Below are 23,899 nucleotides of genomic sequence, written 5' to 3'. Positions count from 1 at the left end.
CTGCTACGGTCCTGGGCATCGGGCGACCCGCAGCACGCCGGGCCGCACCTTCACCAACGGGAGAGCCCATGTCCGCCACCGACTCCGCCTCCGCCACCGAGTCCGACTCCGCGCCTCCGCCCGGCACGGAACTCGCCGCCCCGGCCGCCCCTGCGACCCCTACGGCCCCCACGGCCCGCCAGAAGCGCCTGGCCCTCGGCGTCATAGCCACCGGAATGCTGATGATCATCCTCGACGGCTCGATCGTGACCGTCGCCATGCCCACCATCCAGGAGGACCTGAACTTCACCCCGGCTTCCTTGAGTTGGGTGGTGAACGCCTACCTGATCGCGTTCGGCAGCCTGCTTCTGCTCGCGGGCCGCCTGGGCGACCTCATCGGCCGCAAGCGGATGTTCCTCGCGGGCATCGCGGTGTTCACGGCGGCCTCCGTGCTCGCGGGCTTCGCCGCCGACCCGGCGACCCTCGTCGCCGCCCGCTTCCTCCAGGGCATCGGCGGCGCGATGAGCTCGGCGGTCGGCCTCGGCATCCTCGTGACCCTGTTCACCGAGCCGAAGGAACGGGCCAGGGCGATCGCGGTGTTCAGCTTCACGGGCGCGGCGGGCGCCTCGCTCGGGCAGGTGCTCGGCGGCGTCCTGACCGACGCCCTCAACTGGCACTGGATCTTCTTCATCAACCTGCCGATCGGCCTCGCCGCCCTGCTGCTCGCCGTGCCCGCGCTGCCCGCAGACCGGGGCCTCGGCCGCAAGGCCGGGGCGGACGTCACCGGCGCGCTCCTGGTGACCGCGGGCCTGATGGTGGGCATCTACAGCGTCGTCAAGGTGGAGGAGCACGGCTGGACCTCCGGTCACACCCTCGGCTTCGGCGCCCTCGCGCTCGCCCTGCTCGGCGCGTTCACCCACCGCCAGACCAGGGCTCGCACCCCGCTGCTGCCCCTGCGCATGTTCCGCTCGCGCAGCGTGACCGGCGCGAATGCCGTCCAACTCCTCATGGTCGCCGCCCTGTTCTCCTTCCAGGTCCTGGTGGCCCTGTACCTGCAGAACGTGCGCGGCTACGGCGCCGCGGGCACCGGCCTCGCGATGCTGCCCGCGGCCGTCGTCATCGGCGCGGTGTCGCTCGGCGTCTCGGCCCGCCTGAACGCCCGCTTCGGCGAGCGCAACGTACTGCTCGCCGGACTGCTGCTGCTCATGGCCATGCTCGGCCTGCTCGCCCGCGTCCCCGTGCACGCGAACTACGCGCTCGACCTGCTCCCGGTCATGCTCCTGGCCGCGGGCTTCGGCCTGGCCCTGCCCGCGCTCACCACGCTCGCCATGTCCGGCGCCCGCGAGGACGACGCGGGCCTCGCCTCGGGCCTGTTCAACACCACGCAGCAGATCGGCGGCGCCCTCGGCGTGGCCGTCCTGTCGACGCTCGCCGCCTCCCGCACGGAGAGCCGCCTGGCGGCGGGCGACCCCCGGGCCGAGGCCCTGACCTCCGGCTACCACCTGGCCTTCACCGTCGGAGCGGGCCTCCTGATCGCCGCGTTCGCGGTGGCGGTGACGGTACTGCGGCGCGAGCCGGCCGACGCCAAGTAGTCCACGGACCGACTTCCCACCCCGAAAGGCACACCGCCATGACCGAGAACAAGCCCGGAACCGGCCCCGCCCCCCGCCCCCTCACCGACGACGAGCTCACCCGGATCCTGGGCGAGCAGCGGTTCGGCGTCCTGGCCGCGGTCCGCTCCACCGGCCACCCGCACCTGTCGACCGTGGCCCACCAGTGGGACGGGGCGGCCCGCGTCCTGCGGATCTCCAGCACCGCCGGCCGGCTCAAGCCCCGCATCCTGGCCCGCGATCCGCACGCCGCGCTGCACGTCGCCCCCGGCCCGTTCTCGTTCGCCGTGGCCGAGGGGGAGGCGGAGGTGTCGGAGCCGTCGACGGTGCCGGGCGACGCGGTCGGGCGTGAACTGCTCGCCATGACACCGGGGTTCGACGACCCGGCCGACGAGGCGGCGTATCTGCAGCAGATGGTGGAGGATCAAAGGGTGGTCATCCGCATCCGGGTGTCCCGGCTGTACGGCACGGTGCTCGACGTGTAAGCCGGTGGGGCACATCCGTACCCACGCGACGTACTCATGCGACGTACTCATGCGAAGCGAAGGAGACCGACATGGCTCTCACCCATGAAGAACGCGAGCAGTTCCTGGCCGAGCCGCACATCGCGGCGCTCGCCGTGGACTCCGGGCAGGACGACCGGGCGCCGCTCACCGTGCCCATCTGGTACCAGTACGAGCCCGGCGGCGATGTGTGGATCATGACGGGGCGGGACTCGCGCAAGGGCCGCCTGATCGCCGCGGCGGGCCGCTTCTCGCTCATGGTCGAGCGCCTCGATCCGACGATTCGGTACGTCGCCGTGGAGGGCCCCGTCGTCGCCACCGAGGCCGCGACCCGCGAGCAGCTGCACGAGATCTCCGCCCGCTACCTCCCGGCTGAGAAGGTCGACGGGTACGTCGACATGGCGTGGAAGGAGCACGGCGAGCAGGTGGTCATCCGGCTCCGTCCGGAGCGCTGGGTGTCCTCGGACCTCGGGTCGATCTGAGCCCGCGCCCGCGCCGCCACTCCTGCACCACCGCAAGGACGGCGACGACGGCGAAGGCGACCAGGTGCTCGCGCCCGGCGAGGTTCGGCTTCAGGAACGAGCCCACCACCGTCGGCACGACGGTCACCAGGCACAGGACGGGCGCCCGCAGCCGCACCGACAGGTAGGTGAAGAGGCCGAGCACGGCCGCCGACGCCCCGGTGTCCACGTCGTGGGCGTACGCGGCCGGCACCCCCGCGAAGTGGTCGGGCCCGATGGCCACCATGACCCGCGCGCCGAGGGTGCCGGCCAGCGTCGCGGCGTACCCGACGAGCAGCGTCCTCTTCCAGCCGAGCAGCAGCTGGGCGAGGCCGAGGGACAGGATCAGCCGCGGCAGGCCGCCCCACGGCGGCTGGTCCCGCGTCGGCACCAGCACGGACACGGGCGTGCGCAGCAGCGAGACCCACAGCGGCTGATCGGCGCGGACCTCGCTGACCATGCGTACGTACCGGTCCGTGGCCGCGATCTCCTGGAGGCCGTGCAGGCCGATCATGGCGAGGCTCGCCGCCACCGCGAGCGCCACCCCGGCGAGCCGCCGCTCCCGCAGCTCCCGCCAGGCGGCGAGCGCCACCGTCTGCCACTCCGCGCGCAGCACGCGCCGTACGCCGAGCATCGGCCGACCGTCCTCTTCCCCGCTGTCTCCCCGGGGCTTCCCCGTTGTCTGTCGGGGCAAGGCTAGATCACGGGTACGGGTACCGGACGATTCGCCTGCTTCGCCCCCTTCGCTTACTTCGCCGCGAAGCCGTACACCATGATCGGCTTCTTGCCCGAGGAGCCGGAGTACGCGACCAGGTCATTGCTGAGATACAGCTTTCCGTCGGTGTAGAGCAGCTCGGACCGCAGGGGGAGCAGACCGGCCGAGGCGCCGGCGTCCAGCAGGACGGTCTGCTTCTTCGTCCTGCCGTCGACGGACACCACCTGGGTGAACGGCGCGCTCTTGTAGACGAGGAGGTTCCCGCCGTCCATGCGGATGGGGAAGACCGGGTAGTTGTCGCCGCCCTCGATCCGCTCGCCGGTGGTCTTCCCGGTGGCCAGGGAGAACGCCACGATGTCGTTCGTCGACATGAACTTCTTGGCGTCGCGCCGCGCGGTCGCCACGTACAGCTTGCCGTTGCCGGCCGTGATGCCCCGGCAGTCCTGGATGATCGACTGGGTGCCGCAGGCGTGCATGTACCGGCCTTCGGTGAGCGCGATCTTCGTACGCAGCTTCCCGCGCTCGTCGAGGGAGAAGACGTCCGTCGCGCCGGACGCGGAGATCTCGCCGGAGTCGAGGGCGAGCACCACCGGCCTGTTGGAGACGACGCTCGGGGTGTTGACGCCTTCGGGCAGCTTGTAGCTCCACTTCGGCTTGCCGGAGGCCGGGTCGAGCACCTCCACCTGGTACCGCTCGGCGCCGATTTCTCCGCATCCCCGGACCGCCACCAGCCGGTCGTCGCCGGCGCTGTAGCCGATGTCCCGGCACCTCTCCCCCTGCTTCGGCTTCCACAGGAGCTTGCCGGTGCGCAGGTCGAAGGCCGCGCCGCCGTACAGGCCGCCGACGGCGACCGTGTCCCCGCTGATCGTGGCCTGGTTGAACGCCGTCTTCTCCTTCTGGTAGCCGACACTGACCGACTTGGTCCACAGCTTCTTGCCGTTGTCGACGTCGAAGGCCATGACCTGGGTGCAGGGCATGCGGGCGCCGTTCTCGTCCTGCCGGGTCTCCTGGACGACCACCACGGCGATGTTGCCCTTGCCCATGTTCGGGGAGCCCGCGCAGGACATGCCGGGCTTCGGGAGCTTCCACACGTCCTTGCCCGTGCCGGCGTCCATGCCGGTGATGTGGTCGACGGAGGCCTTGGCGTAGATCTTGCCGGTGAGCCAGGACCCCTTGATTTGCCAGGTGCTGTAGCTGCCGCCCTTGGGGACGTCGGGCTGCGGGGCGGAGCCCTTGAAATAGGCCTTCGGGTCGGCGGGCACCTTCTCCCGCGGCTTCTCGTACGCGGGTCCGGCGCCGTCGTCGCGCGGCTTGCCCGCGGCCTTGTCCTTGCCGCCGTCGTCGCCCCGCCCGGCGGCGTACCAGACACCGCCGCCGACGATCAGGGCGATGGCGAGGACGGCGGAGGTGATGATCGCGAGGCGGCCCCGGGAGCTGCCGGAGCCGCCGGGAGGCGGGGTCGCGGGCGTGGGGGTCGGTTGCGGGGGCTGGGGCGGCCCGAAGCCGCCGGGGGGCGGGGCGACGGGCGGGCCGAAACCGGCCGGGTGGTTGGGCGGCGGCGGCCCGAAGGAGCCCGGGGGTTGGGCGTGTTGGCCTTGTTGGCCGTGCTGGCCGTGCGACTGCGGTGGCTGCTCGGGTGAGGGCGACGGAGAGGGCGGGTGGGTCATCGAGGCTCCATGGAGGGGAGGGAAGGGCGGCGACGGTGCCGTGGGCGTGACAGGCCGGGAAGGCGACAGCGCCGTGGGCGTGACAAGCCCGGGAAGGGGGCGTCACCGCCCGTACGACAGCATCCGCCCCTTCCCTTCGTCGCCCTCGGCGCCGTACGTCTTGCCGTCCATGCGGGAGTGGGTGACGAAGAACCGCCCGTCGGCGTACAGCGTGTGCCCGGCGAACATGAACGTCTCGACCTTCCGGGCCGCGGAGGTGTGCCGGAGCAGCACGTCCGGCTTGCCGCCGCCGGGCCCGAACCGCAGCGTCCGCCCGTTCTTCCCGTCCGAGGGGCGCGCGTAGACGATCACGCCGGGCCGCCCTCCGCCGCTCACGGGCACCGGAAGCAGCTGTCGGCCGTTCCACGACGCGGACCACTTGGCCTGCCCGTTGCGCAGGTCGAAGGCGACGATCTTGTTGGGTCCGAGGATGTCCTTGGGCTTGCTCGCGAGGTACAAGGTGTCGCCGTCGACGACGCCGCCGGGGCAGTTCTGCACGCCTTCGCCGGAGTCACCGGCCCCCACGCACTGCTCGAACTTGGTCTTGCCGCCGCCGAGGTCGATCCACGAGCGCTGGCGGCCCTGCTCGTCGACGGCGGCGACGGCCCAGTTGTCGTAGTCGCTGCGCTTGCGCAGGGAGACGACGACGGGGTCCACGGAGTAGACCTTGTCGATGGACCACCCCTTCTTGGTCCGGTACGTCCACTCGACCTTGCCGGTACGGGGATCGAGCTTGCGGAGCCGGCCGTTCTGGGTGGACGTCATGGCGGCGCAGGTCTGCACCTGGAGCAGCTTGCTGCCGCCCGCGACCCCGCGCAGGAAACAGGCCCCTTCACGCTGCCGCTTGGTGGTGAACAGCCGCTTGCCGTCGCGTATTCGGTAGGCGTGGGCGGTGGAGTCCTGGTCGACCATGACGGTGGAGCCGGTGATCGCGACGTGCGTCATGGAGGTGCTGTCGGACAGGTCGTGCTCGACGAGTTTCTTGTGCCAGCCCTTCTTGCCGGTCTTCAGGTCGATCATCTGGAGCTGGTCGCACTTGGTGTTCTGCTTGGCCTTGCTCGTCGTATAGACCACGACGACCTTGCCGTCGGACGAGGCGTTCACGGGCGTGTCGCACACCGGGCCGGGCAGCTTCACCGCCCACGCCTTCGTGCCATCGGCGGACTTGAAGGCGGTGACCTCGTCGTACGTCGCCTGGGCGATGATGTCGCCCTCGCGCCACAGGTCGTACAGAATCGTGCCCTTGCCGGGCAGCTTCACGTCGTCGACGCCGAGCCAGGCCTTGGCCTCACCGGGTTTGCGCCCGGCGTTGACGTCGATGACACGGCTCTCGCGGTCGCCGGAGCCGGGCCCGGTGGACTCCTGCCCGCCGCCGCCCGTGGAACTCTCCGGCTCCTGCGAGCCCTTCGACGCCGCCGCGGCGGGCTCACGGGAACCACCACCGCCGTCGTCCCCGTCATCCCGCGTGAAGACGAAGACCCCGGCGCCGACTAGTGCCAGGGCGAGGACACCGGCACCGATACCGAAGGCGGCGCGCCCGCGGGTGGTGCCCGCCGGGGGCTCGGGCTGTGCGTAAGGGTTGCCGGGCACCGGGCGGTGCACCGGCTGCGGGGGCGGCACCCGCTCGGACTCGTGATCGCGACTGGCCATGACGAAGAGTCTGGACCAAGTCGGGCAAGTTTTAGAGATACTTTCTAGAAAAAGTCTCTGGAGCTGGATCCTGGGCGGCGGATTCTGGACTACGCTGTTCCGCATGGCGCCCAAGCAGCAGCGTGGCGAGGCCACCGTCGACCTGCTCCTCGACACGGCCCTGCGGGTGTACGCCGAGTCGGGCCGGCCGGGCTTCACGGTCAACGCGGTGACGGCGGCGAGCGGCGTCAGCTTCGGCAGCCTGTACCACCACTTCGGCAGCTTCGACGGCCTCGCGGCCGCGCTGTACATCCGCTGCATGGACCAGCTCTGCGACCCCGTGGTGGCCGCGGTGACCCGCTCCCGCACGGCCCGCACCGGCATCCGCGCCCTGGTCCGGGCCTACCTGGACTTCACCCGCGACCACCGCGACGTGGCCCTCTTCCTGCACGCCTCCGTGCACTCCCGCTACCTCGCGGCCCACGCCCGGGAGGTCATGGCGGCCAAGGAGGCCAAATTCGCCCCCATCGCGGCCTGGCTGCACCCCCGCGTCGCCGCGGGCGAACTGGCCCCGCTCCCCGCCCACTTGATCGAGATCCTCGTCATGGGCCCGGTCGCGGAAACGGCCCAGCGCTGGCTGTCGAAGGCGTACGAGGTCGATCTGGACGAGGCGGCCCGCGTCCTGCCGGACCGGATCTGGCGGTCTCTGCGGCCGGATTAGCCGCCGGAGCGGTCAGTAGCCGCCGGGGCGGTCAGTAGCCGCCGGGGCGGTCAGTCCGAATCCTTGCCCGCCGCCCGCCGGTACTCCTCGTTGATCCGCTGCGCCTCCTCGAGCTGGTCCTCGAGGATCACGATGCGGCAGGCCGCCTCGATCGGGGTGCCCTTGTCCACGAGTTCACGGGCGCGGGCGGCGATGCGCAGCTGGTAGCGGGAGTACCGCCGGTGTCCGCCCTCCGAGCGGAGGGGCGTGATCAGGCGTGCCTCGCCGATGGCGCGGAGGAAGCCCGGGGTGGTGCCGAGCATCTCTGCGGCCCGGCCCATCGTGTAAGCGGGGTAGTCGTCGTCGTCCAGACGATCGCCGAGCGGGGAATCTGCTGTCATGTCACCTCGTAGTGCAACGCGTCGAGGGACCCCGCTGCCGTACGGCACCGGGGCCCCGAGGGAATTGAACACCATCGGGCGGCCTGGCCGCCGTGCCGACTTTCTGTTTACAGGATTCGGAGGCCCGGAAGGAACGCGGACTGCCCGGGCCCGAACGGACAAGGGGCCCTGCCGACGCGCGTCGGCAGGGCCCCTCGTGGTTCAGATGTGCGGCTCTCGCCGCCGCCTCAGCCCTCCAGCGGGCGGGAGCCGCCGATCGGGCCGTGGCCACCGAGCGGCTCGGATCCGCCCAGCACATCGGATCCGCCGAACGTCTCGGTGCCGCCGAGAGGCTCGGATCCGCCCATCAGGTCGGACCCGCCCATCAGGTCGGACCCGCCCATCAGGTCGGAGCCCCCCATCAGGTCGGAGCCCCCCATCAGGTCGGGGCCACCGAGCATCGCCGACGCGGCCTGGACCGGCGGGACGGCGGGCCGGGGCGCCGGCTCCTGCCAGCGGCGGCAGGTGAAGCCGAGCCGGGTCATGGCCCGGGTGACCTCACCGCTGGTGAAGTCGCGGCGGTCCTGCCGGGTGATGACCGCGCCCACCTGCTTGGCGGGGTAGTTGCGGCGGCCGATGATCACGTACTCGCCGCCCGAGACGGGCTCGGGATCGACGTCCTTCATCGTGGCCAGTACTTCGCTTTTGGAGAGGTCGAACGGGAACCGGGCGATGACGCAGCGCATGGTGCCTCACAGGGTCGAGGAGGAGTGCTGAAGGGAGCACTGGGCCGACGCCGCTGGGGGAGGCGCGTGCCCGGGGATCTGGGCGGTTCTGGTGCGGGCCCTTACCCAGACCATAGGCCCTCGGCCGGATTCCGGGTCGCCCGTCGGACGTCAGGACCCCGGCCGGACCCAGGACCCGGCCGGACCTCAGGCCCTCGGCCGGACGGTCAGGCCGCCGGCTTGGCGGCCCGCCCCCGGCTTCCGCGCCCACGCCGCCCCCGCGGCGACGAGGACGCCGCGCGCTTGGGCCGCTCCACGACCGGCGCGCGGATGACGACCGGCACCCCCGAAGGGGCCTGCGCCCCGGTGATCCGGTTCAACTCGGCCTCGCCCGACCGCACTTCGGTGGTCCGCGCGGAGACACCCGCGTCCGCCATCAGCCGGGTCATCGCACGCCGCTGGTCCGGCGTCACCAGGGTGACGACGCTGCCGGACTCGCCCGCGCGGGCCGTGCGGCCGCCGCGGTGCAGATAGTCCTTGGGGTCGGTGGGCGGATCCACGTTCACGACCAGGTCGAGCTGGTCCACGTGAATGCCGCGCGCCGCCACGTTGGTGGCGACGAGCACCGACACGTGCCCTTCCTTGAACTGTGCCAGGGTCCGCGTGCGCTGCGGCTGGGACTTCCCGCCGTGCAGCGCGGCGGCGCGGACACCGCTGCTCAGCAGGTGCTTGGTCAGCAGGTCCACCGCGTGCTTGGTGTCCAGGAACATGAGCACCCGCCCGTCCCGGGCCGCGATCTCCGTGGTCGCACGGTGCTTGTCCGCGCTGCGTACGTGGAGCACGTGGTGCTCCATGGTGGTGACCGCGCCCGCGGACGGGTCGACGGAGTGCACCACCGGGTCGGTGAGGTAGCGCCGGACCAGCAGGTCGACGTTGCGGTCCAGGGTGGCCGAGAACAGCATCCGCTGGCCCCCGGACCTGACCTGGTCGAGCAGCGTGACGACCTGCGGCATGAAGCCCATGTCGGCCATCTGGTCGGCCTCGTCGAGGACGGTGATGTCGACCTGGTTCAGCCTGCAGTCGCCGCGCTCGATGAGGTCCTTGAGCCGCCCCGGCGTCGCCACGACGACTTCCGCCCCGCCGCGCAGCGCGCTGGCCTGCTTGCCGATCGACATCCCGCCGACCACGGTGGCGACGCGCAGCTTCACGGACCGGGCGTACGGCGTGAGCGCGTCGGTGACCTGCTGGGCAAGCTCACGGGTGGGGACGAGGACGAGCGCGAGCGGCTGTCGCGGCTCGGCCCGGCGGCCCGTGAGACGGGACAGCAGGGCGAGCCCGAAGGCGAGGGTCTTGCCGGAGCCGGTGCGGCCGCGGCCGAGCACGTCGCGGCCCGCGAGGGTGTTCGGGAGGGTCGCCGCCTGGATCGGGAAGGGCACGGTCACGCCCTGCTGGCCGAGCGCGGCGAGCAGCTCCGCGGGCATGGCGAGCTCGGCGAAGGTCTCGACGGCGGGCAGCGCGGGGGTGATGGTCTTCGGCGGGGCGAACTCGCCCTGCAGCGCGGTGGGCCGGCGTCCGTAGCCGTTCGAACGGCCCTGGGAGCCGGAACGGCCGGAACCGGAGCCATAGCCGGATCCTGAGCCGTAGCCGGATCCGGAGCCGCCGGAGGACGATGCTCCGAAGCGGCGGCCGCCCCTGCCGGAGCCGGGATTCCCGGCCCCGCGGGTGCGGGAGTAGCGGTCATTTGTGCGTGTGCGGTTCAACGGGGAACCTTCCTTGACGTGGCACGTACCAAGGAATTCCCGCAGAAGACGAACAGCGCAGCGCAGAGAATTGCAAGAACGAGCCAGAAATGATGTGGGTCCGGACGAATGATCCGAAGGACCCTGAAAATGCAGCGAGCTGGGGCCCGCACCCCAAGGTGCGGGCCCCAGCTGCTAAAAGTGAATCGCTGTCGCGTTACGCGGGAACGATGTTCTCCGCCGTCGGGCCCTTCTGGCCCTGCGCGATGTCGAAGGTCACCTTCTGGCCCTCGAGCAGCTCACGGAAGCCCTGGGTGGCAATGTTCGAGTAGTGGGCGAAGACGTCGGGGCCGCCGCCGTCCTGCTCGATGAAGCCGAAGCCCTTTTCCGCGTTGAACCACTTCACGGTACCAGCAGCCATTTTCAATCTCCTTCGGGGCGGTGCTCGGAGTCCACCCTGTGTGGACGCCGTGTCGCCGTGATGATTACCCCGTCAGAAGAGAACGACTTTTCGGGAACCACAACTGCAACTTCGATCGACAGTAGCACGGCACGATCGGCCGGGCACGGAAAATGAATGCGGTCGGGCTGTCGGGCGAGGAACCTTCAGCGCGCGCGAACTCAATTTCTCATGCGCTCACGACAGATATTGTCCCTGCGCGGCCTCGGTCAGAGGCCGAACTCCTGCGGGGACACCCCGAGGGCCGCGCAGGCCTCGCGGAGCACCTGCTCCTCGGCCGGCGCCACGTACCCGTCGGCGCCCGCGACGACGAAGCCCGTCTGCACGACCGCCTTCGCCTCCGTCGGCTTCTTGGCCGCCTTGGCGATCTCCTGCATGATCTCGGCCTTGCCCTGCTGGAAGTTGAACGCGAGCTGGTCGACGTGCTTGTTGAACCGCTGGCGCAGCTGCTCCGGCGGGAAGTTCTGCAGGACGTCGTTCTGCAGGATCAGGGACTCCACGTGCTGCCGCTCGGCCGGGTCGACGTTGCCGTCGGCGGCCGCGACCAGGGCACACATGGCCATGCTGGCGTCCCGGTAGGAGCCGCTCTTCAGCTCTGTCTTGAGCGACGTGAGCTGGGACTTGAGCATGCCCACGAGCTGCGCCTTCGACCCCTTGGACGACCCCGAACCCGACCGCCCGTGCCCCCCGGAGCCGTGGCTCCCCTGCCCCTGCTGGAGACCCTTGGCCTGGTCCTTGATCCGATCCCACATCGCCATGCGTGCCACCTCGGCTTCTGCCCATGTCGTTCCGGTTCACCCGCACAGACTCGGCGGGTCTACCTGCCAACGCCTTCCCCCTCCGCGAAGTTCCATGGGTTCAGCCACCGGTGAGGCTGACGGCCAGATCCGTGATGTTCAGCGGGAACTGGCCGACAGCGGTGGGCTCGCCGGTCAGGAGGTCGACGGTGTAGAGGGACGGGCTGCTCGCGCCGTACGGGGTGAGCGAGGCGAAGGCGGTGTTGGCCTTCGTCTTGCCGTTGGCCAGGCTGCTGTAGATGTCCAGGCCGGCGTTGGCGCCCGCGTCGAAGCCGAGGGAGCCGGTCGGGGAGAGGGTGCCGTTGTTGGCCGGTGCCTGGATGACGACCTGGTCGGTACTGGTGTTGACGTCGAACAGCGTGGTCACGGTGGCCGCGTTCAGGTCGTTGTTCGTGTAGGCGGCCGCGGTGACGCCCCTGGTCGGGCCGGTGGCGGGCGGGGTGGTGAGGGTGGCGTCCTCGACCGTGGTGTGGTCGTTGAGGTTGTGCCGCAGGTTCTGCCCGTTGTCGCTCATCAGGCGGAGCCGGTCGGCGGCCGGATTGAAGTCGATGTCGAAGTTCGTTCCGTACAGCGCGACTTCGAGCTGGGAGACCTTCGTCACGACCACGTCCGGGGTGGCCGGCGGGGTCTTGATCGTATAGATCCCGCCCTTGTCGCCGAGGCCGTACATCAGACCGTCCTGGGGCCGGAAGTCGATCCCGAGCAGCTTCTGGTCGCCGGAGAGGCCGGTGACGGACCTCACCCAGTCGAGCACGGTCGGCCGGTCGGTGGTGAAGGTCGCCATCAGATTGCCGTCGCCGGTGATGCCGAAGGCGCGCAGGGCCGGCGGGGTGGCGTCGGCGCGGGCGGGCGTGGGTGTGGGGGCGGCCGAGCCGGTACCCGGCGCCGTCGCCAGGAGCGCCGCGGACACGGACATGACGGCGACCGCCGCCGCGCTTCTCTTTCTGATTCCCGCTCTCATCTGAGTTTCCCTCCCTGAAGAATTACGGCTCTTGCGTTCCCTTGCATGTGCTGGGTGCTCTCGCATGTGCTGGGTGCCCTTGCATTAGTGCCACGCGGTCGCGGTCCCCACAACCGGATCGAACGACGAGAACACCGTGGCCGGGAAAGTTTGCGCACCATGACAAAAGCACCACCGATAAACCCGTCATCCATTCACGCGAAGTGATAAACCCCGTCCGGATTTCGCCTGTCGATCAATTCCCCGGGAATGGCATGCTCCCGCCCATGGGCAGCCTCTTCGCGGAGCTGGCCCGACGGGCGTCGGCCAGTGCCCGCCGGGAGGTGGAGACGTACGCACGCGAGATCCCGGAGTTCGGGCGCCTGGACGCGAACCCCCGGGCCCGCGCCGAGACGCTGGAGTACGCTGTGTGGCTGCGCCGCCGCACGCTCGAACTCTCCCCGGACAACGGCGAGTTGACGGAGGCCGATCTCGGTTTCATCGCGTCGATGGGCGAGTCGCGGGCCGAGACGGGAATGTCCCCGGAATCCCGGCAGCGGGTCCTGCGCCTGCACACCGCCCTCATGCTGCGCGAGATCAATGAGGCGACCGACGCCCAGCGCGGCGGCGGCGCGGACGAACTCCTCCGCATGATGGCCTGGTTCGCCCCGCAGGGCGAGCGCGGCATCGGCGCGTACTGCGCGGGATTCGCGACGGGCCTGCGGCGCCGGCTGCCGTACGTGGAGCAGGTCGCGCTGCTCGCCAGGTCGCTGCTCGCCGGGGACCCCGTGGCGGCGGAACTCGCCCGCGGGGTGGGCATGGAGGTGCCCGAGTGGTGCGTGGTGACGGTGATCCGGGTGCCGGATCGCGGCGGCCCCGCCGGGGAGCGTGACCTGGAGGGGGAGGTCGAGGCGCTGGTCAAGACGTATCAGGTGCCGGTGGTGTGGTGCGGGGAGGGCGGAGGAGACGGGCGCGGGGGCGGCGAGCTGATCGCCCTGGTCCCGGCGCCTGGGACGGGTCTGGCTCCGGCTCCGGCGGGACCAGTAGCTCCGGCGGCGCCCTTGGGCCGGGAGGCGGCCGGGTCACCCTCCGTACCCGACGTCGCCTCCGACCTCGTACGGGACTTCGCCGCTGCCCTCGGCCGCCCCTGCGCCGCCGGGGCGGCCACCGCGCCGCGGGCCGATCTCGCCGACGCCCTCGACCGGGCCCGGCGGCTCAGCAGGGCGGCCCCGCTGCGCCGGGCACCCGCGTGGCCGGGCCCGCACACCCTGGCGGACGTCTTCGTCGAACTCGCCGTGGCGGACGCCCCGTCGGTCGACGACTGGCTCCACTCCGTGGCTCGCCGACTCGCCCCCGGACCGGACCTCGTCGCCACGCTCGACGCGTACTACCGCCACGACATGAACCGCGCGACCGCGGCGGCGGCCCTCAACGTCCACCCGCGCACCCTGGACTACCGCCTGCGTCGCGTACGCGAACTCACGGGCATCGCCCCCGCGTCGACAAAGGGCGTACGCGTCCTCAGCACGGTGGTGACGCGCCGCCTGTCGGGAGCGTGGGACTGAGCCCCGCCTACCGCACCACCTGCTGACCGGGAACCCGGCCCTGCACCGGAACCGGAACCGGCCCCGCCGGAGCAGCGCCCGCCGGTGCCGCCCCCGCCCGAGCCACCCCCACGACCCGGTCCCGCAGCAGCTCCAGGCACACCTGCATGTTCTTGTACGCCACATCCGTGTCCGGGTAGCGGCAGGCGAACTGCAGGCCTTCATGGAGCCGGGTGACCCACGCGCACACCTGGTCGCCGTACGACACCCGGATCAGCCCGTACGCCTTCAGGTCCTGCCAGCGCTCGGAACCGGCGGTGGCGCGCGAGTCGACGTACGAGACGATCGAGTACAGGTCGGGGGACGTCGGCCGGAAATCGGCGCCCAGGAGGGCCAGTACGCGGGCGATGGGCATCCGGGAGAGGGGCCGGGCCTCGCGCAGCGCGGCGCGGACCATGCGCAGCACACCGTCGAAGTCGGGCGCGTGGGCCACGGGGATCTCGATGGGCGCGCCGCCCACGTACCAGCCCACGGAGTCGGCCCACCGGGACTTGACGCGGGTGTGGAAGGGCACGACCGTGCGGTACACGTCGAGGCCGCTGATCTCGCGGGTGGCGAGGGCGACGGCGGCGACGATGCCGACGAGGCTGCCGCCGTAGGGGCGGCAGTACGCCTCGAAGGCCGCCGCGTCGGCGTCGTCCACGAGCATCTCGTGCAGGAACTTCTGTTCCGGCAGCGGCCCTTCGGGGTCGAGGCCGAGGTCTACGGGGAAGTTCGGCATCTTTCCGTCGCACCGTTTGATGAACTCCCGCCAGCGGGCGACGATGTCGTGTGTGTCGTCGATGCGGTCGGCGTCCGTGCGTTCGCTCGCGCAGAAGTCCACGTAGCTGGCGACGGGCGCCGCCGCCACGTCGCGCCCGGCGAGACCGGCCGCGTACAACTCATGGATCTCATCGGTGATCCGATAGATCGAGTACGAGTCCACGTTGCTGTGGTCGAACGCCATGTAGACGCTCGTGCCGTCGTCCCGTACGACGGCGGTGAAGAGGAAGTTGGGCCAGGTGAGCGCGTCCGCGGCGACGTCGAACCGATCCTGCAGGTAGCGGGTCAGCGTCGTCGCCTCCGCGAACTCGCCGACGTCCTTGCGGTCCAGCGCGACATCGTCGGCGGCGAGGGTGAAGCGCCGCATCTCGTCGCCGACCCACCGGAAGCCGCTGCGCAGCGTCTCGTGCCGCAGCGTCCAGGCGCGCAGCGCGCCCTGGAGCACGTCGAGGTCGACGGGCCCCGGCAGGTCGAACGCCGTCCCGAGCCAGGTCGGCACGAAGAGTCCGTCCTGGCGCACCGTGCGCGCCGTACGGATGTGGGACTCCTGTACGTACGCGGGTGGTCGGGAGTCGTCGGGCAGCTCCGTCGCGGCCGTGACGGTCGTGGGGTGAAGCGTCCATTCCACGAGACGCCCTGGGCGGATCTCGCAGCGCTGGAGGTCGGTCATGCGCACGGGGGTTCTCCCTTCACCTGCCCACGGGAGGCCACCGCCGGCAGCGCTGTCGATCCCTGCCCCCACGCGCCTCTTGGGCTTTGGCTTGGCTCACCGCACGACGAGACCAACGACTGGAGATCCGCGAAGCAACGCCGCCGCTCCGTGAGCGAACGTCACTGCTGCGGGAGCGAGCGGGGAGTCTACGGCCACAGCAACCTCACGTCAGCACCCTGGCCCCGCCATGCACTGGTCTTGAGCCAAGGCCAACTGGGGGGTATGGCCGGGGAGTTGGGGTCCGACCCCTACGGGGTGATTCAGGGTCTTGCCGGATATCGAGCGGAGCCTGCGGCGGGCGAAGATCGAGACCTTGGACCAGCCGAAGGGGTAGTCGCTGTGGTGGACAGTCATGCATCGGGTGAGCGGCGCGGCCGCCGTTGGAGAGGGCGGTCATCCCTTGGTTGGGGTGCGGCGCTCGCCGTGCTGGTCGGCTTTGCGGGTGCGGAGGTCGCGACCGGGACGCCCGGTGGACGGGAGGGCGGGGAGGCGGGCGAGGAGCGGGTGCCAGGGCCGGAGGGGGCGGGCTCGGGCATTGTGTGGGAGCCGTGCAAGGAGGACGCCTCGGCGGAATGCGGTGCACTCTCGGTGCCGGTGGACTGGAGCAGGCCGGACGGGGAGCGGTTCGACCTGCGGCTCGCCCGGCGCAAGGCCACCGACCCCGGTGCACGCGTCGGCTCCATGGTGTTCGGGCCCGGCGGGCCCGGGGACTCGGGCGTGCAGCGGATCGTGGACAAGGGCAACATGCGCCGGTTCAGCGACAGGCTCCGCAGCCGGTTCGACATCGTCAGCTTCGACCCGCGCGGCGTGGGGATCAGCAATCCGATCCGCTGCACCCAAGAGCGCCTCGACAGGCGTCCGCCGACGGTCATCAAGAGCCGGGCCGAGTTCGACGCCACGGTGAAGTACAACCGCGACCTGCGCGAGGACTGCAGGAGAAACACCGAAAACGGGCTCTTCGATCACGTCGACACCCTCAGCATGGTGAAGGACCTCGACGCCGTCAGGGCAGCACTCGGCGAGCGCTCCCTCACCTTCCACGGCAGTTCGTACGGCACGCTGCTCGGCGAGCAGTATGCGGAGGAGTACCCGGAGCGGGTGCGCGCCCTGACCCTGGAGTCAGTGGTGGATCACAGCCTGGGCACGAGAGAGTTCCTCGCGACGTCGGCGGCCACGCTGCAGGACTCCTTCGACGAGTTCGTGGCATGGTGCGGGCGGACCAGGAGCTGTGCCCTGCACGGTGCGGACGTGCGGGCCCTCTGGGCGGCCCTGCTGGACCGGGCCGATCACGGAGAGCTGCGGGAGAACGGCAAGGCGCTGTCCCCGTTCGACCTGAACGTCAAGGTCATGAAGCTGCTGTACGACCCCGAGTGGGCGAGGCTGGGGGAGTTGCTGCAGGGGCTGAGTGAGGGCGAGGCGGGGACGGGGCGGGTGGCCGCAGACGCCGAGGGCAAGCCTCAGCGGAAGTCCCAGGGCAGGCCCGAGCCCCGGAGCAAGCCCGAGCCGGCCCTCGGGGCCAATCCGTTCGAGGTCTTCTGCCAGGACTGGAGCCTGCCCGTCCGCGACTACGGGGACTACGCACGGGCGCTGCGCCGCGTCGCCAGAATCGCGCCGGACATGAGGTACCCCCGCGCCCTGATGTCCCTCTCGGCCTGCCTGGGCGCCCCGGAGCCCGACAACCCGCAGCATCGCCTGAAGGTGCGGAACAGCCGCCCCATCCTGCTGACCAACGCGGTCCACGACCCGGCGACCGGCTACGCCTGGGCCACCAACGTCGCCAAGCAACTGGGCGACAACGCGGTACTGCACACCTACCGAGGCTGGGGCCACGGCACGTACAGCAGCAGTCCCTGCGCGCAGAAGGTCATAGACGACTATTTGATCTCGACGAAGATCCCGGCTCGCGGCGCGAGTTGCCCGGCGGTCGAGCCGACGGGGTGAGGTGGGGGTCCCGCCACCGGGCACAACAAACAAGGCCCAGATCGATGACCTGGGCCTCAGCAATAAGAAACAGTGGAGCGGGTGACGAGAATCGAACTCGCGCTCTCAGCTTGGGAAGCTGATGTTCTACCATTAAACTACACCCGCGCGATACACCGGTTGAACCGGTTTCGTACCGTCGCACACTCTACCCCATCCCAGCCCCCGGGCGCCGCCGCCCCGGCGCCCGGCTGCGCTGCGTGGGGTCTGCGTGACTGCGGGCGAAGGGAGTTGGGGCGTACGGTGGGGGCCCGGTGAGGGGGTCGAGGTGTGCGGAGTGCCGCCTGGAGTGGCGTCCCTTTCATCCCGTAATGTGGGCCTTCGCCGTGGGCCGTCCGGCAGCGCCGGACACGGCTCTCCCACGGCTTGCGGCTCTCGCAAACGGCTCTGGGGAAGGGACTCGAGGACTTGATGGAGCGCACCGTCGTCCGTTGTGCCGAGGGGCACGTGTTCAGCACCGCTTCGTTCCCGATGCAGCAGGCCGACCGGCTCGGACCCGGCCGGCTCATCCGGTGTCCCCGCTGTGCGCGGCTCCGGCACGCGGTGCCGGTGGAGTTGCAGAAGCGGTAGCACGCGGCGGCGGTCCCGGCCGTCGCGCCCGAGGCGCGCGGGTCTGTCCGATTGGGGCGGGCCCGCGCGCTCTGCGTATCCTCGGTGCGTGCTTCTCTCTGACAAGGACATCCGGGCCGAGATCGACGCCGGGCGGGTACGGATCGATCCCTACGACGAATCCATGGTGCAGCCGTCGAGCATCGACGTGCGGCTCGACCGGTATTTCCGGGTGTTCGAGAATCACCGGTATCCGCACATCGATCCTTCGGTGGAGCAGGCGGATCTGACGCGGCTCGTCGAGCCCGAGGGCGACGAGCCGTTCATCCTGCACCCCGGCGAGTTCGTGCTCGCGTCCACGTACGAGGTCATCACCCTGCCCGACGACCTCGCCAGCCGCCTCGAGGGCAAGTCCAGCCTCGGCCGGCTCGGGCTCGTCACGCACTCCACCGCCGGGTTCATCGACCCGGGATTCAGCGGCCACGTGACCCTGGAGCTGTCCAACCTCGCGACGCTGCCCATCAAGCTGTGGCCGGGGATGAAGATCGGGCAGCTCTGCATGTTCCGGCTGAGCTCGGCCGCCGAGTCGCCCTACGGGTCCGAGCGGTACGGCTCGCGCTACCAGAACCAGCGCGGGCCCACCGCCTCCCGTTCCTTCCTCAATTTCCATCGGACCCAGGTGTGACATCCCCCATGAGTGACGTGCGCGAGAATCTTTCGTACGAGAAGTTCGGCGGCGCCATCCGCGAGCTCGCCCAGACCATCGCCGACGACGGGTACGAGCCCGACATAGTGCTGAGCATCGCGCGCGGCGGCGTGTTCGTGGCCGGCGGGCTCGCGTACGCCCTCGACTGCAAGAACATCCACCTCGTGAACGTGGAGTTCTACACGGGCGTGGGGACGACCCTGGACATGCCCGTCATGCTGGCGCCCGTGCCCAACGCCATCGACTTCACCGACAAGAAGGTGCTCATCGCGGACGATGTCGCCGACACCGGGAAGACGCTGAAGCTCGTGCACGACTTCTGCCTCGACGCAGTCGCCGAGGTGCGGTCCGCCGTCATCTATGAGAAGTCCCACTCGCTCGTGAAGTGCGAGTACGTGTGGAAGCGCACCGACGAGTGGATCAACTTCCCGTGGAGCGTCGAGGCGCCCGTCGTACGGCGGCAGGGGCAGGTTCTCGACGCCTGAGGCGACGCCCGCTTCCACTCGTGCGTTCATGAGGAAGGGCCCCGGTGAGCATGTGCTGCTCGCCGGGGCCCTTCCTCGTACGGGACGTACGGAACCGTCAGAACGTACCCAGCTTGATGATCGACAGGATCGCGAGCAGCTGGATCGCCGACGCGCCAAGCGCCCGCGGCCACGGCAGGTCGTGCGACTTGCTCACCATCAGCGTGAGCAGCGCGCCCGCGGCGAGCCAGGTGGCCCAGCCCAGCATCTGTACGAAGGTCTCGCCGCCGCCGAGGAACAGGGCGACGATCACGCGCGGGGCGTCCGTGATGGACATGATCAGCATGGAGAGGCCGACCGTCGGCTGCCAGGCGCCGTCGCCGCCGAACTGGCGGGCCAGGGAGTGCGTGACGATGCCGAGGATGAACGCGCTGATGGTGATCGCGACGCCGGTCGTGAGGACGTAGGGGATCGCCGTGGACAGCGTGGCGTTGAGCACGTCCTCGCGGGCCTCGTCGAAGCCGAAGACGGCGAGCAGGCCGTAGAGGAACGTGACGAGGGCGGCCGGGGCCCACATCGCGTAGTCCCGCATCTGGAGGAAGGTCGGGGCCGGGCGGAACACGATGCCGCGCAGCAGGTCCTTCCAGTGCAGCTTCGGGCCGATGGGGCCCGCGGGGGCCTGGCCCGCGCGGTAGGTGTCGCCGCTGTTGTACGGGTCCTCGCCCAGGGAGAAGGCCTGGGTGTGACCGGGGTTGTTGGCGGCGTACGGGTCGTGTCCTGCCGGGCCGCCGGGGCCGCCCTGGCCGCCGGGTCCGCCCGGTCCGCCGCCGAAGTACTCGGGCTCGCCCTGGCCGCCCGCCGGCTGCGGCCACTGCTGGGCGCCGCCGTGGTGCTGCCCCCCGCCCTGGGGGCCGCCTTGGGGTCCGCGCCCGCCGCCGTACTGGCCGGGGCCCGGGCCGCCGTAGGGCGGCTGCCCGCCGTACGGGGGCTGCGGGGCCGCGCGGCCGCCGCCCTGCGCGGGCGGATACCCGTACGCCGGACCGCCGCCCTGGGGGGCCTGCTGCCCGTACGGGTCCTGCCGGGGTCCGGGGTGCGCCCCCTGCTGCCCGCCGTACCCGGCGGGACCGCCCTGGCCCGGGTGCCCTCCCTGCGGTCCCTGTCGGGGTCCTTGCTGTGCGCGGTTGTCCCGGCCGCCGCGTCCGATCCTGAATCCAGCCACGGAATCGAACGTACCTGGTCTGGCGGGGCGCGGTCGTCCGCCCTGTGGAGGAGAGCGGGTTTGCGGCTGACCTGTGACAACCCCTAGGGGGGACCCTGAGGGGGGTTGCCCCAGGTCAGCGGCGGTGGCTAGCGCCCGAGTACGGAGCCGAGTACGGATCCGTACGTCAACGGGGCCGAAGAGGCGGGAAGGGAAAGGGAGTTGGGAGTGAGGGTGGTGGTGCCGGGCGGCAGGGCGCCCGGGGCGGCCCACACGCCGCCCGAGGAGGCGTTCTCACCGGGGGCCGAGACGGCCAGGTCGCGGGTGCCGTCCTTGTCGAAGTCGCCGGTGGCGAGCGCCGCGCCGAAGCGGTCGCCGGTCTCGGCGGCGCCGGGGACCTGGTAGGTGTCCTGGTGGAACGAGTACCCGTCGGCCACGCCGTCCCCGAGCTCGTCGTCCGCGCTGAGGATGCCCTTCGCGCCGCCGAGCAGGACGGTGGCGGTGCCCGCGCCCTTCTTGCTGCCGATCGCCTCGCCGGGCGCTCCCACGATCAGGTCGTCGCGGCCGTCGCCGTTGACGTCCGCGGCGGCGACGGCCTCACCGAAGCCGTCGCCCGTCTCAGCGGTCCCCGGGACACCCGGGGTGCCCTGGTTGAGGGTCTGCTTGCGGGAGCCGAAGGAGCCGTTGGCGTTGCCGTAGCGGATGTGGACGCCGCCGCCCTTGGTGAGCTCCTCGGGGCCGCACGGGTCGTCGATGTTCTCGTCGGCGATCTCACGGCAGTTGCCGAGGGCGAGGTCGTCGAGGCCGTCGCCGTTGAAGTCGCCGGTGGCGAACGCGGAGGTGGCGCCGTTGCTGTTGGACCAGTCGAGGAGGAGGCGGCCCTCCTGCTTGTCGTAGCGGTAGAGCATGACGTGGGACTGGGTGTACGGCTGCTGCTTCGTGTAGTACGCGACCGCGAGGTCGGTGAGGCCGTCGTCGTTGAAGTCGCCCGTGGACAGGACGGGGGCGCGGCCGCCCATGCGGTCGGCCATGCCCGGCCGGGTGTCCGCGGCGAGCGGGTTGTAGTTGACGACCACCTTGTCGGTGCCGCCGATCGCGAGGTCCACGTCCGTGTCGCCCGTGAAGTCCCCGGCCACGAGGGCGTTCCCGTAGTGGTCCTTGGCCTTCGCGCCGCGCGCGGCGGTGTTGGCGTCGCCGAAGCCGCCGTCCGCGCCGTAGACGACGGTGACGCTGCCGGTGTCCGCCCGGCCGTCGATGTCCTCGCCGGGCGCGCCGATCGCCAGGTCCGCGTGCCCGTCGCCGTCCACATCGGTGACGGCGACGGCCGCGCCGAACCGGTCCCCGGCCTCCGGGGTGCCCGGCACGTTCGCGGTGGACTGCGTGATGCGTACGTTGCCACTGGCGTGCAGGCCTCTGGGGCCGCCCCAGACGACGTTCACGTACCCGGCCGCGGCCTTGCCGCCGACGGTGGCGGAGGGCACGCCGACGGCGAGGTCTTCGTAGCCGTCGCCGTTGAAGTCCGCCTTCGCGGGGGTGGGCGACGGCTCGGCGGCGGTCGCTGCCGCCGCGAGCGGCAGGGTGAGGCCGGTTGCGGCGAGCGCCGTGGCGGCGGCCAGGGCGAGGGTGCGGGTGCGGGTGTGCATGGGTGCTCCAAGTCTGTGTGGGGTGTGGGTGGGCCCTCGCGGGGTGCGCCCCAGTCCCGCCCCTTCTCCGAAACCAGGGGCTGCCGCCCCTGGGACCCCGCTTCATCGCGCTTCGCGCTCGTCCTCAAACGCCGGACGGGCTAGATCTTGCCGGTGCGGCAGGTTTTCAGCCCGCCCGGCGTTTGAGGACGAGGCGCGGAGCGCCGATGAGGGGGGAAAGGGGCGCAGCCCCAGATGTGGGGACAGGTCAGCTGCCCAGGATCGCGCCGTACGCGCGCGCCCCCGTGAGGCCCAACTTCCCCGGTGTCACCGACACCTGCGGCGGGTTCGGGCTGTCCTTCGGCGTCGCGCCGTACCAGACGCCGCCCACGGAACCGTCCTCGCCGGGCGCACCGACAGCCGTGTCGGGGTAGGTGTCGCCGTTGTAGTCGCCCACGGCAAGCCCCGCGCCGAAGCGGTCGCCCGCCTCCGCCGTGCCGGGAACGCCGGCGGAGTTCTGGCTGCGGGCGGGGCCGACGAGGGAGCCGCCGGTGCCGGTGGCGGCGAGCACCCAGTACGTGCCCGCGTTCTTGGCGGAGCCCACCGCTTCCGCGCCCGCGCCGACGACCAGCTCGTCGATGCCGTCGCGGTCGAGGTTGCCGACGGCGAGCGCCGCGCCGAAGTCGTCCTCGGCCTCGGCGGTGCCGCCGACCTCCGGCGAGTTCTGCGTCGTGCAGGACACCGGGCCGCCCAGCGTGGTGCCGGACTTGCCGTACACCGTGGCGATCGCGCCGCCCAGGCGGTCCTGGCAGTACGTGTCGCCCGGCTCGGCCTCGGGGTTCGGCTGGACCCGGCCGAGGGCGAGGTCGGCGGTGCCGTCGCCGTCGAAGTCACCGGTGGCGAGGGAGGTCGCGGTGTCGGCGGCGCGCCAGGTCCGCTGCCACGCCCCGGACCCCGTGCCGTACACCGCCGTGCCCGCGATCTCCATGCCTCCGTACGTCACCGCGAGGTCGTCGCGGCCGTCCGCGTCGAAGTCCCCGGACGTCACCGCGCGGGGGCCGCTGAACTGCCAGCTGTCGATGCGCGACAGGTCCGCCGGCGAACCGGCCGTGAACGGGCCGGGGCGCATCACCATCCCGGCGCTCTCCTCGTACGCCGAGCTCAGCGCGAGGTCCCGGTCGCCGTCCCCGTCGTAGTCGCCGGTGGTGACGAGAGCGCCGAGCCGGTTGTCGGAGTGCGTGCCGTTGGCGGCGGTGAAGCCGCCCTTGATGCCGGTCTTCGAGCCCCAGAGGACGGCCACCGTGCCCGCGTCGGGGGCTGTGTCCGTGTCCTCGCCGGGGGTGCCGACCACGATGTCGGTGATGCCGTCGCCGTTCATGTCCGCGGTCGCCACCGCGGACCCGAACGCGTCGTCCTTCTCCACCGTGCCGGGCACCCCGGCGCTCGCCTGACTCACCGTCACCGAACCATGCGCGCCGAGGCCGTTCTTCCCGCCCCAGACGACATTGACGTAGCCCGCTTTGGCCTTGCCGCCGACGGTGGCACCGGGGACACCGACCGCGAGGTCGGCGTGGCCGTCGCCGTTGAAGTCGTCCTTGAGGGCGGGGGCGGCGGGGGCGGCGGAGGCGGTGGCCGTCAGCGGCACCGTCAGGCCGGCGGCCGCGAGGGCCACGGCGGTTGCCGAGACGGCCAGGTTCTTAACGCGCACAGAGGCTCCCGGAGGGTGGGTTGGTGCTTCCGGGGGTGTGACTCGGCAGGTGTACGGAAGGTTGTGCGGGTGGCGGGCCCTCGCGGGGTGCGCCCAGTCCCGCCCCTTCCCGAACCAGGGGGCTGCCGCCCCCTGGACCCCCGCTATCGCCGCTTCGCGGCTCGTCCTCAAACGCCGGACGGGCTGACAACGTGCCGCAAGGGGCGCCCCC

General features: G+C 71.3%; 20 protein-coding genes, 1 tRNA gene and 1 pseudogene. 8 read left to right on the top strand and 14 right to left on the bottom strand.

Annotation, left to right across the window (positions count from 1 at the left end):
- Positions 1-68: 68 nt before the first annotated feature.
- From AC0KTA_RS17770 to AC0KTA_RS17760, 3 genes are all read left to right on the top strand, one after another.
- Positions 69-1,571 carry an MFS transporter gene (locus AC0KTA_RS17770; RefSeq protein WP_481056091.1) on the top strand — a complete coding sequence of 501 codons (1,503 nt, stop codon included), beginning with the start codon at positions 69-71 and terminating at the stop codon, positions 1,569-1,571.
- Positions 1,572-1,609: 38 nt separating this feature from the next.
- Positions 1,610-2,074 (top strand): TIGR03618 family F420-dependent PPOX class oxidoreductase, encoded by a 465-nt coding sequence (locus AC0KTA_RS17765; protein ID WP_481056090.1) that lies wholly within the window; start codon positions 1,610-1,612, stop codon positions 2,072-2,074.
- 71 nt (positions 2,075-2,145) lie between these two features.
- Positions 2,146-2,574, top strand: a complete 429-nt coding sequence (locus AC0KTA_RS17760; protein ID WP_481056089.1) for a pyridoxamine 5'-phosphate oxidase family protein — start codon at positions 2,146-2,148, stop codon at positions 2,572-2,574.
- On the opposite strand, the gene AC0KTA_RS17755 is transcribed toward AC0KTA_RS17760, so the two are convergent.
- From AC0KTA_RS17755 to AC0KTA_RS17745, 3 genes are all read right to left on the bottom strand, one after another.
- Positions 2,522-3,226, bottom strand: a complete 705-nt coding sequence (locus AC0KTA_RS17755) for a hypothetical protein (RefSeq protein ID WP_481056088.1) — start codon at positions 3,224-3,226, stop codon at positions 2,522-2,524. The genes AC0KTA_RS17760 and AC0KTA_RS17755 overlap by 53 nt on opposite strands.
- Positions 3,227-3,339: 113 nt before the next feature.
- Positions 3,340-4,974: an outer membrane protein assembly factor BamB family protein gene (locus AC0KTA_RS17750; protein WP_481056087.1), complete on the bottom strand. Its 1,635-nt coding sequence runs from the start codon at positions 4,972-4,974 to the stop codon at positions 3,340-3,342.
- A 102-nt stretch (positions 4,975-5,076) separates the two neighbouring features.
- Positions 5,077-6,663 (bottom strand): outer membrane protein assembly factor BamB family protein, encoded by a 1,587-nt coding sequence (locus AC0KTA_RS17745; RefSeq protein ID WP_481056086.1) that lies wholly within the window; start codon positions 6,661-6,663, stop codon positions 5,077-5,079.
- 103 nt (positions 6,664-6,766) lie between these two features.
- On the opposite strand from AC0KTA_RS17745, the gene AC0KTA_RS17740 reads away from it, so the two are divergent.
- On the top strand, positions 6,767-7,363 hold the full coding sequence (locus AC0KTA_RS17740; RefSeq protein WP_481056085.1) for a TetR/AcrR family transcriptional regulator: 597 nt from the start codon (positions 6,767-6,769) through the stop codon (positions 7,361-7,363).
- 50 nt (positions 7,364-7,413) lie between these two features.
- Here AC0KTA_RS17740 and AC0KTA_RS17735 read toward each other — a convergent pair whose 3' ends face one another.
- From AC0KTA_RS17735 to AC0KTA_RS17710, 6 genes and pseudogenes are all read right to left on the bottom strand, one after another.
- Positions 7,414-7,743, bottom strand: coding sequence for a MerR family transcriptional regulator (locus tag AC0KTA_RS17735; RefSeq protein ID WP_481056084.1), 330 nt, complete (start codon positions 7,741-7,743; stop codon positions 7,414-7,416).
- A 419-nt stretch (positions 7,744-8,162) separates the two neighbouring features.
- Positions 8,163-8,468, bottom strand: a pseudogene (locus AC0KTA_RS17730) (SCO5918 family protein); the annotation flags it as partial.
- Between the two features lie 206 nt (positions 8,469-8,674).
- On the bottom strand, positions 8,675-10,207 hold the full coding sequence (locus tag AC0KTA_RS17725; protein WP_481056083.1) for a DEAD/DEAH box helicase: 1,533 nt from the start codon (positions 10,205-10,207) through the stop codon (positions 8,675-8,677).
- 196 nt (positions 10,208-10,403) lie between these two features.
- Positions 10,404-10,607, bottom strand: coding sequence for a cold-shock protein (locus AC0KTA_RS17720; RefSeq protein WP_030362120.1), 204 nt, complete (start codon positions 10,605-10,607; stop codon positions 10,404-10,406).
- 248 nt (positions 10,608-10,855) lie between these two features.
- Positions 10,856-11,404 carry a tellurite resistance TerB family protein gene (locus AC0KTA_RS17715; RefSeq protein ID WP_481056082.1) on the bottom strand — a complete coding sequence of 183 codons (549 nt, stop codon included), beginning with the start codon at positions 11,402-11,404 and terminating at the stop codon, positions 10,856-10,858.
- 100 nt (positions 11,405-11,504) lie between these two features.
- Positions 11,505-12,404 carry a DUF4394 domain-containing protein gene (locus tag AC0KTA_RS17710; RefSeq protein ID WP_481056081.1) on the bottom strand — a complete coding sequence of 300 codons (900 nt, stop codon included), beginning with the start codon at positions 12,402-12,404 and terminating at the stop codon, positions 11,505-11,507.
- A 266-nt stretch (positions 12,405-12,670) separates the two neighbouring features.
- Between AC0KTA_RS17710 and AC0KTA_RS17705 the strand changes: the two genes are divergently transcribed.
- Positions 12,671-13,948 carry a PucR family transcriptional regulator gene (locus AC0KTA_RS17705; protein ID WP_481056080.1) on the top strand — a complete coding sequence of 426 codons (1,278 nt, stop codon included), beginning with the start codon at positions 12,671-12,673 and terminating at the stop codon, positions 13,946-13,948.
- A 7-nt stretch (positions 13,949-13,955) separates the two neighbouring features.
- Here the strand turns inward: AC0KTA_RS17705 and AC0KTA_RS17700 are convergent, their stop codons facing one another.
- On the bottom strand, positions 13,956-15,419 hold the full coding sequence (locus tag AC0KTA_RS17700; RefSeq protein ID WP_481056460.1) for a condensation domain-containing protein: 1,464 nt from the start codon (positions 15,417-15,419) through the stop codon (positions 13,956-13,958).
- Between the two features lie 465 nt (positions 15,420-15,884).
- Here AC0KTA_RS17700 and AC0KTA_RS17695 point away from each other — a divergent pair, with 465 nt between their 5' ends.
- Complete coding sequence (locus AC0KTA_RS17695; RefSeq protein ID WP_481056079.1) at positions 15,885-17,402, top strand: alpha/beta hydrolase; 1,518 nt, start codon at positions 15,885-15,887, stop codon at positions 17,400-17,402.
- 73 nt (positions 17,403-17,475) lie between these two features.
- Here the strand turns inward: AC0KTA_RS17695 and AC0KTA_RS17690 are convergent.
- Positions 17,476-17,549: transfer RNA gene (locus tag AC0KTA_RS17690), tRNA-Gly, on the bottom strand.
- A 550-nt stretch (positions 17,550-18,099) separates the two neighbouring features.
- Between AC0KTA_RS17690 and dcd the strand changes: the two genes are divergently transcribed.
- On the top strand, positions 18,100-18,675 hold the full coding sequence (gene dcd / locus AC0KTA_RS17685) for a dCTP deaminase (protein ID WP_016640299.1): 576 nt from the start codon (positions 18,100-18,102) through the stop codon (positions 18,673-18,675).
- A gap of 8 nt (positions 18,676-18,683) precedes the next feature.
- Positions 18,684-19,181: a phosphoribosyltransferase gene (locus tag AC0KTA_RS17680; RefSeq protein WP_481056078.1), complete on the top strand. Its 498-nt coding sequence runs from the start codon at positions 18,684-18,686 to the stop codon at positions 19,179-19,181.
- Positions 19,182-19,278: 97 nt separating this feature from the next.
- Here AC0KTA_RS17680 and AC0KTA_RS17675 read toward each other — a convergent pair whose 3' ends face one another.
- The 3 genes from AC0KTA_RS17675 to AC0KTA_RS17665 form a co-directional block, all read right to left on the bottom strand.
- A complete protein-coding gene (locus AC0KTA_RS17675) occupies positions 19,279-20,379 on the bottom strand; it encodes a Yip1 family protein (protein ID WP_481056077.1) in 1,101 nt (366 codons plus the stop codon).
- Positions 20,380-20,507: 128 nt separating this feature from the next.
- Positions 20,508-22,001 (bottom strand): FG-GAP-like repeat-containing protein, encoded by a 1,494-nt coding sequence (locus tag AC0KTA_RS17670; protein ID WP_481056076.1) that lies wholly within the window; start codon positions 21,999-22,001, stop codon positions 20,508-20,510.
- A gap of 247 nt (positions 22,002-22,248) precedes the next feature.
- Positions 22,249-23,688, bottom strand: coding sequence for an FG-GAP-like repeat-containing protein (locus AC0KTA_RS17665; protein WP_481056075.1), 1,440 nt, complete (start codon positions 23,686-23,688; stop codon positions 22,249-22,251).
- Between the last annotated feature and the right edge of the window lie 211 nt (positions 23,689-23,899).

The sequence above is a fragment of the Streptomyces sp. Y309 genome (assembly GCF_056712025.1).
Note: the sequence above shows the minus strand (reverse complement) of the source record. Positions and strands in the feature narration are given on the sequence as shown.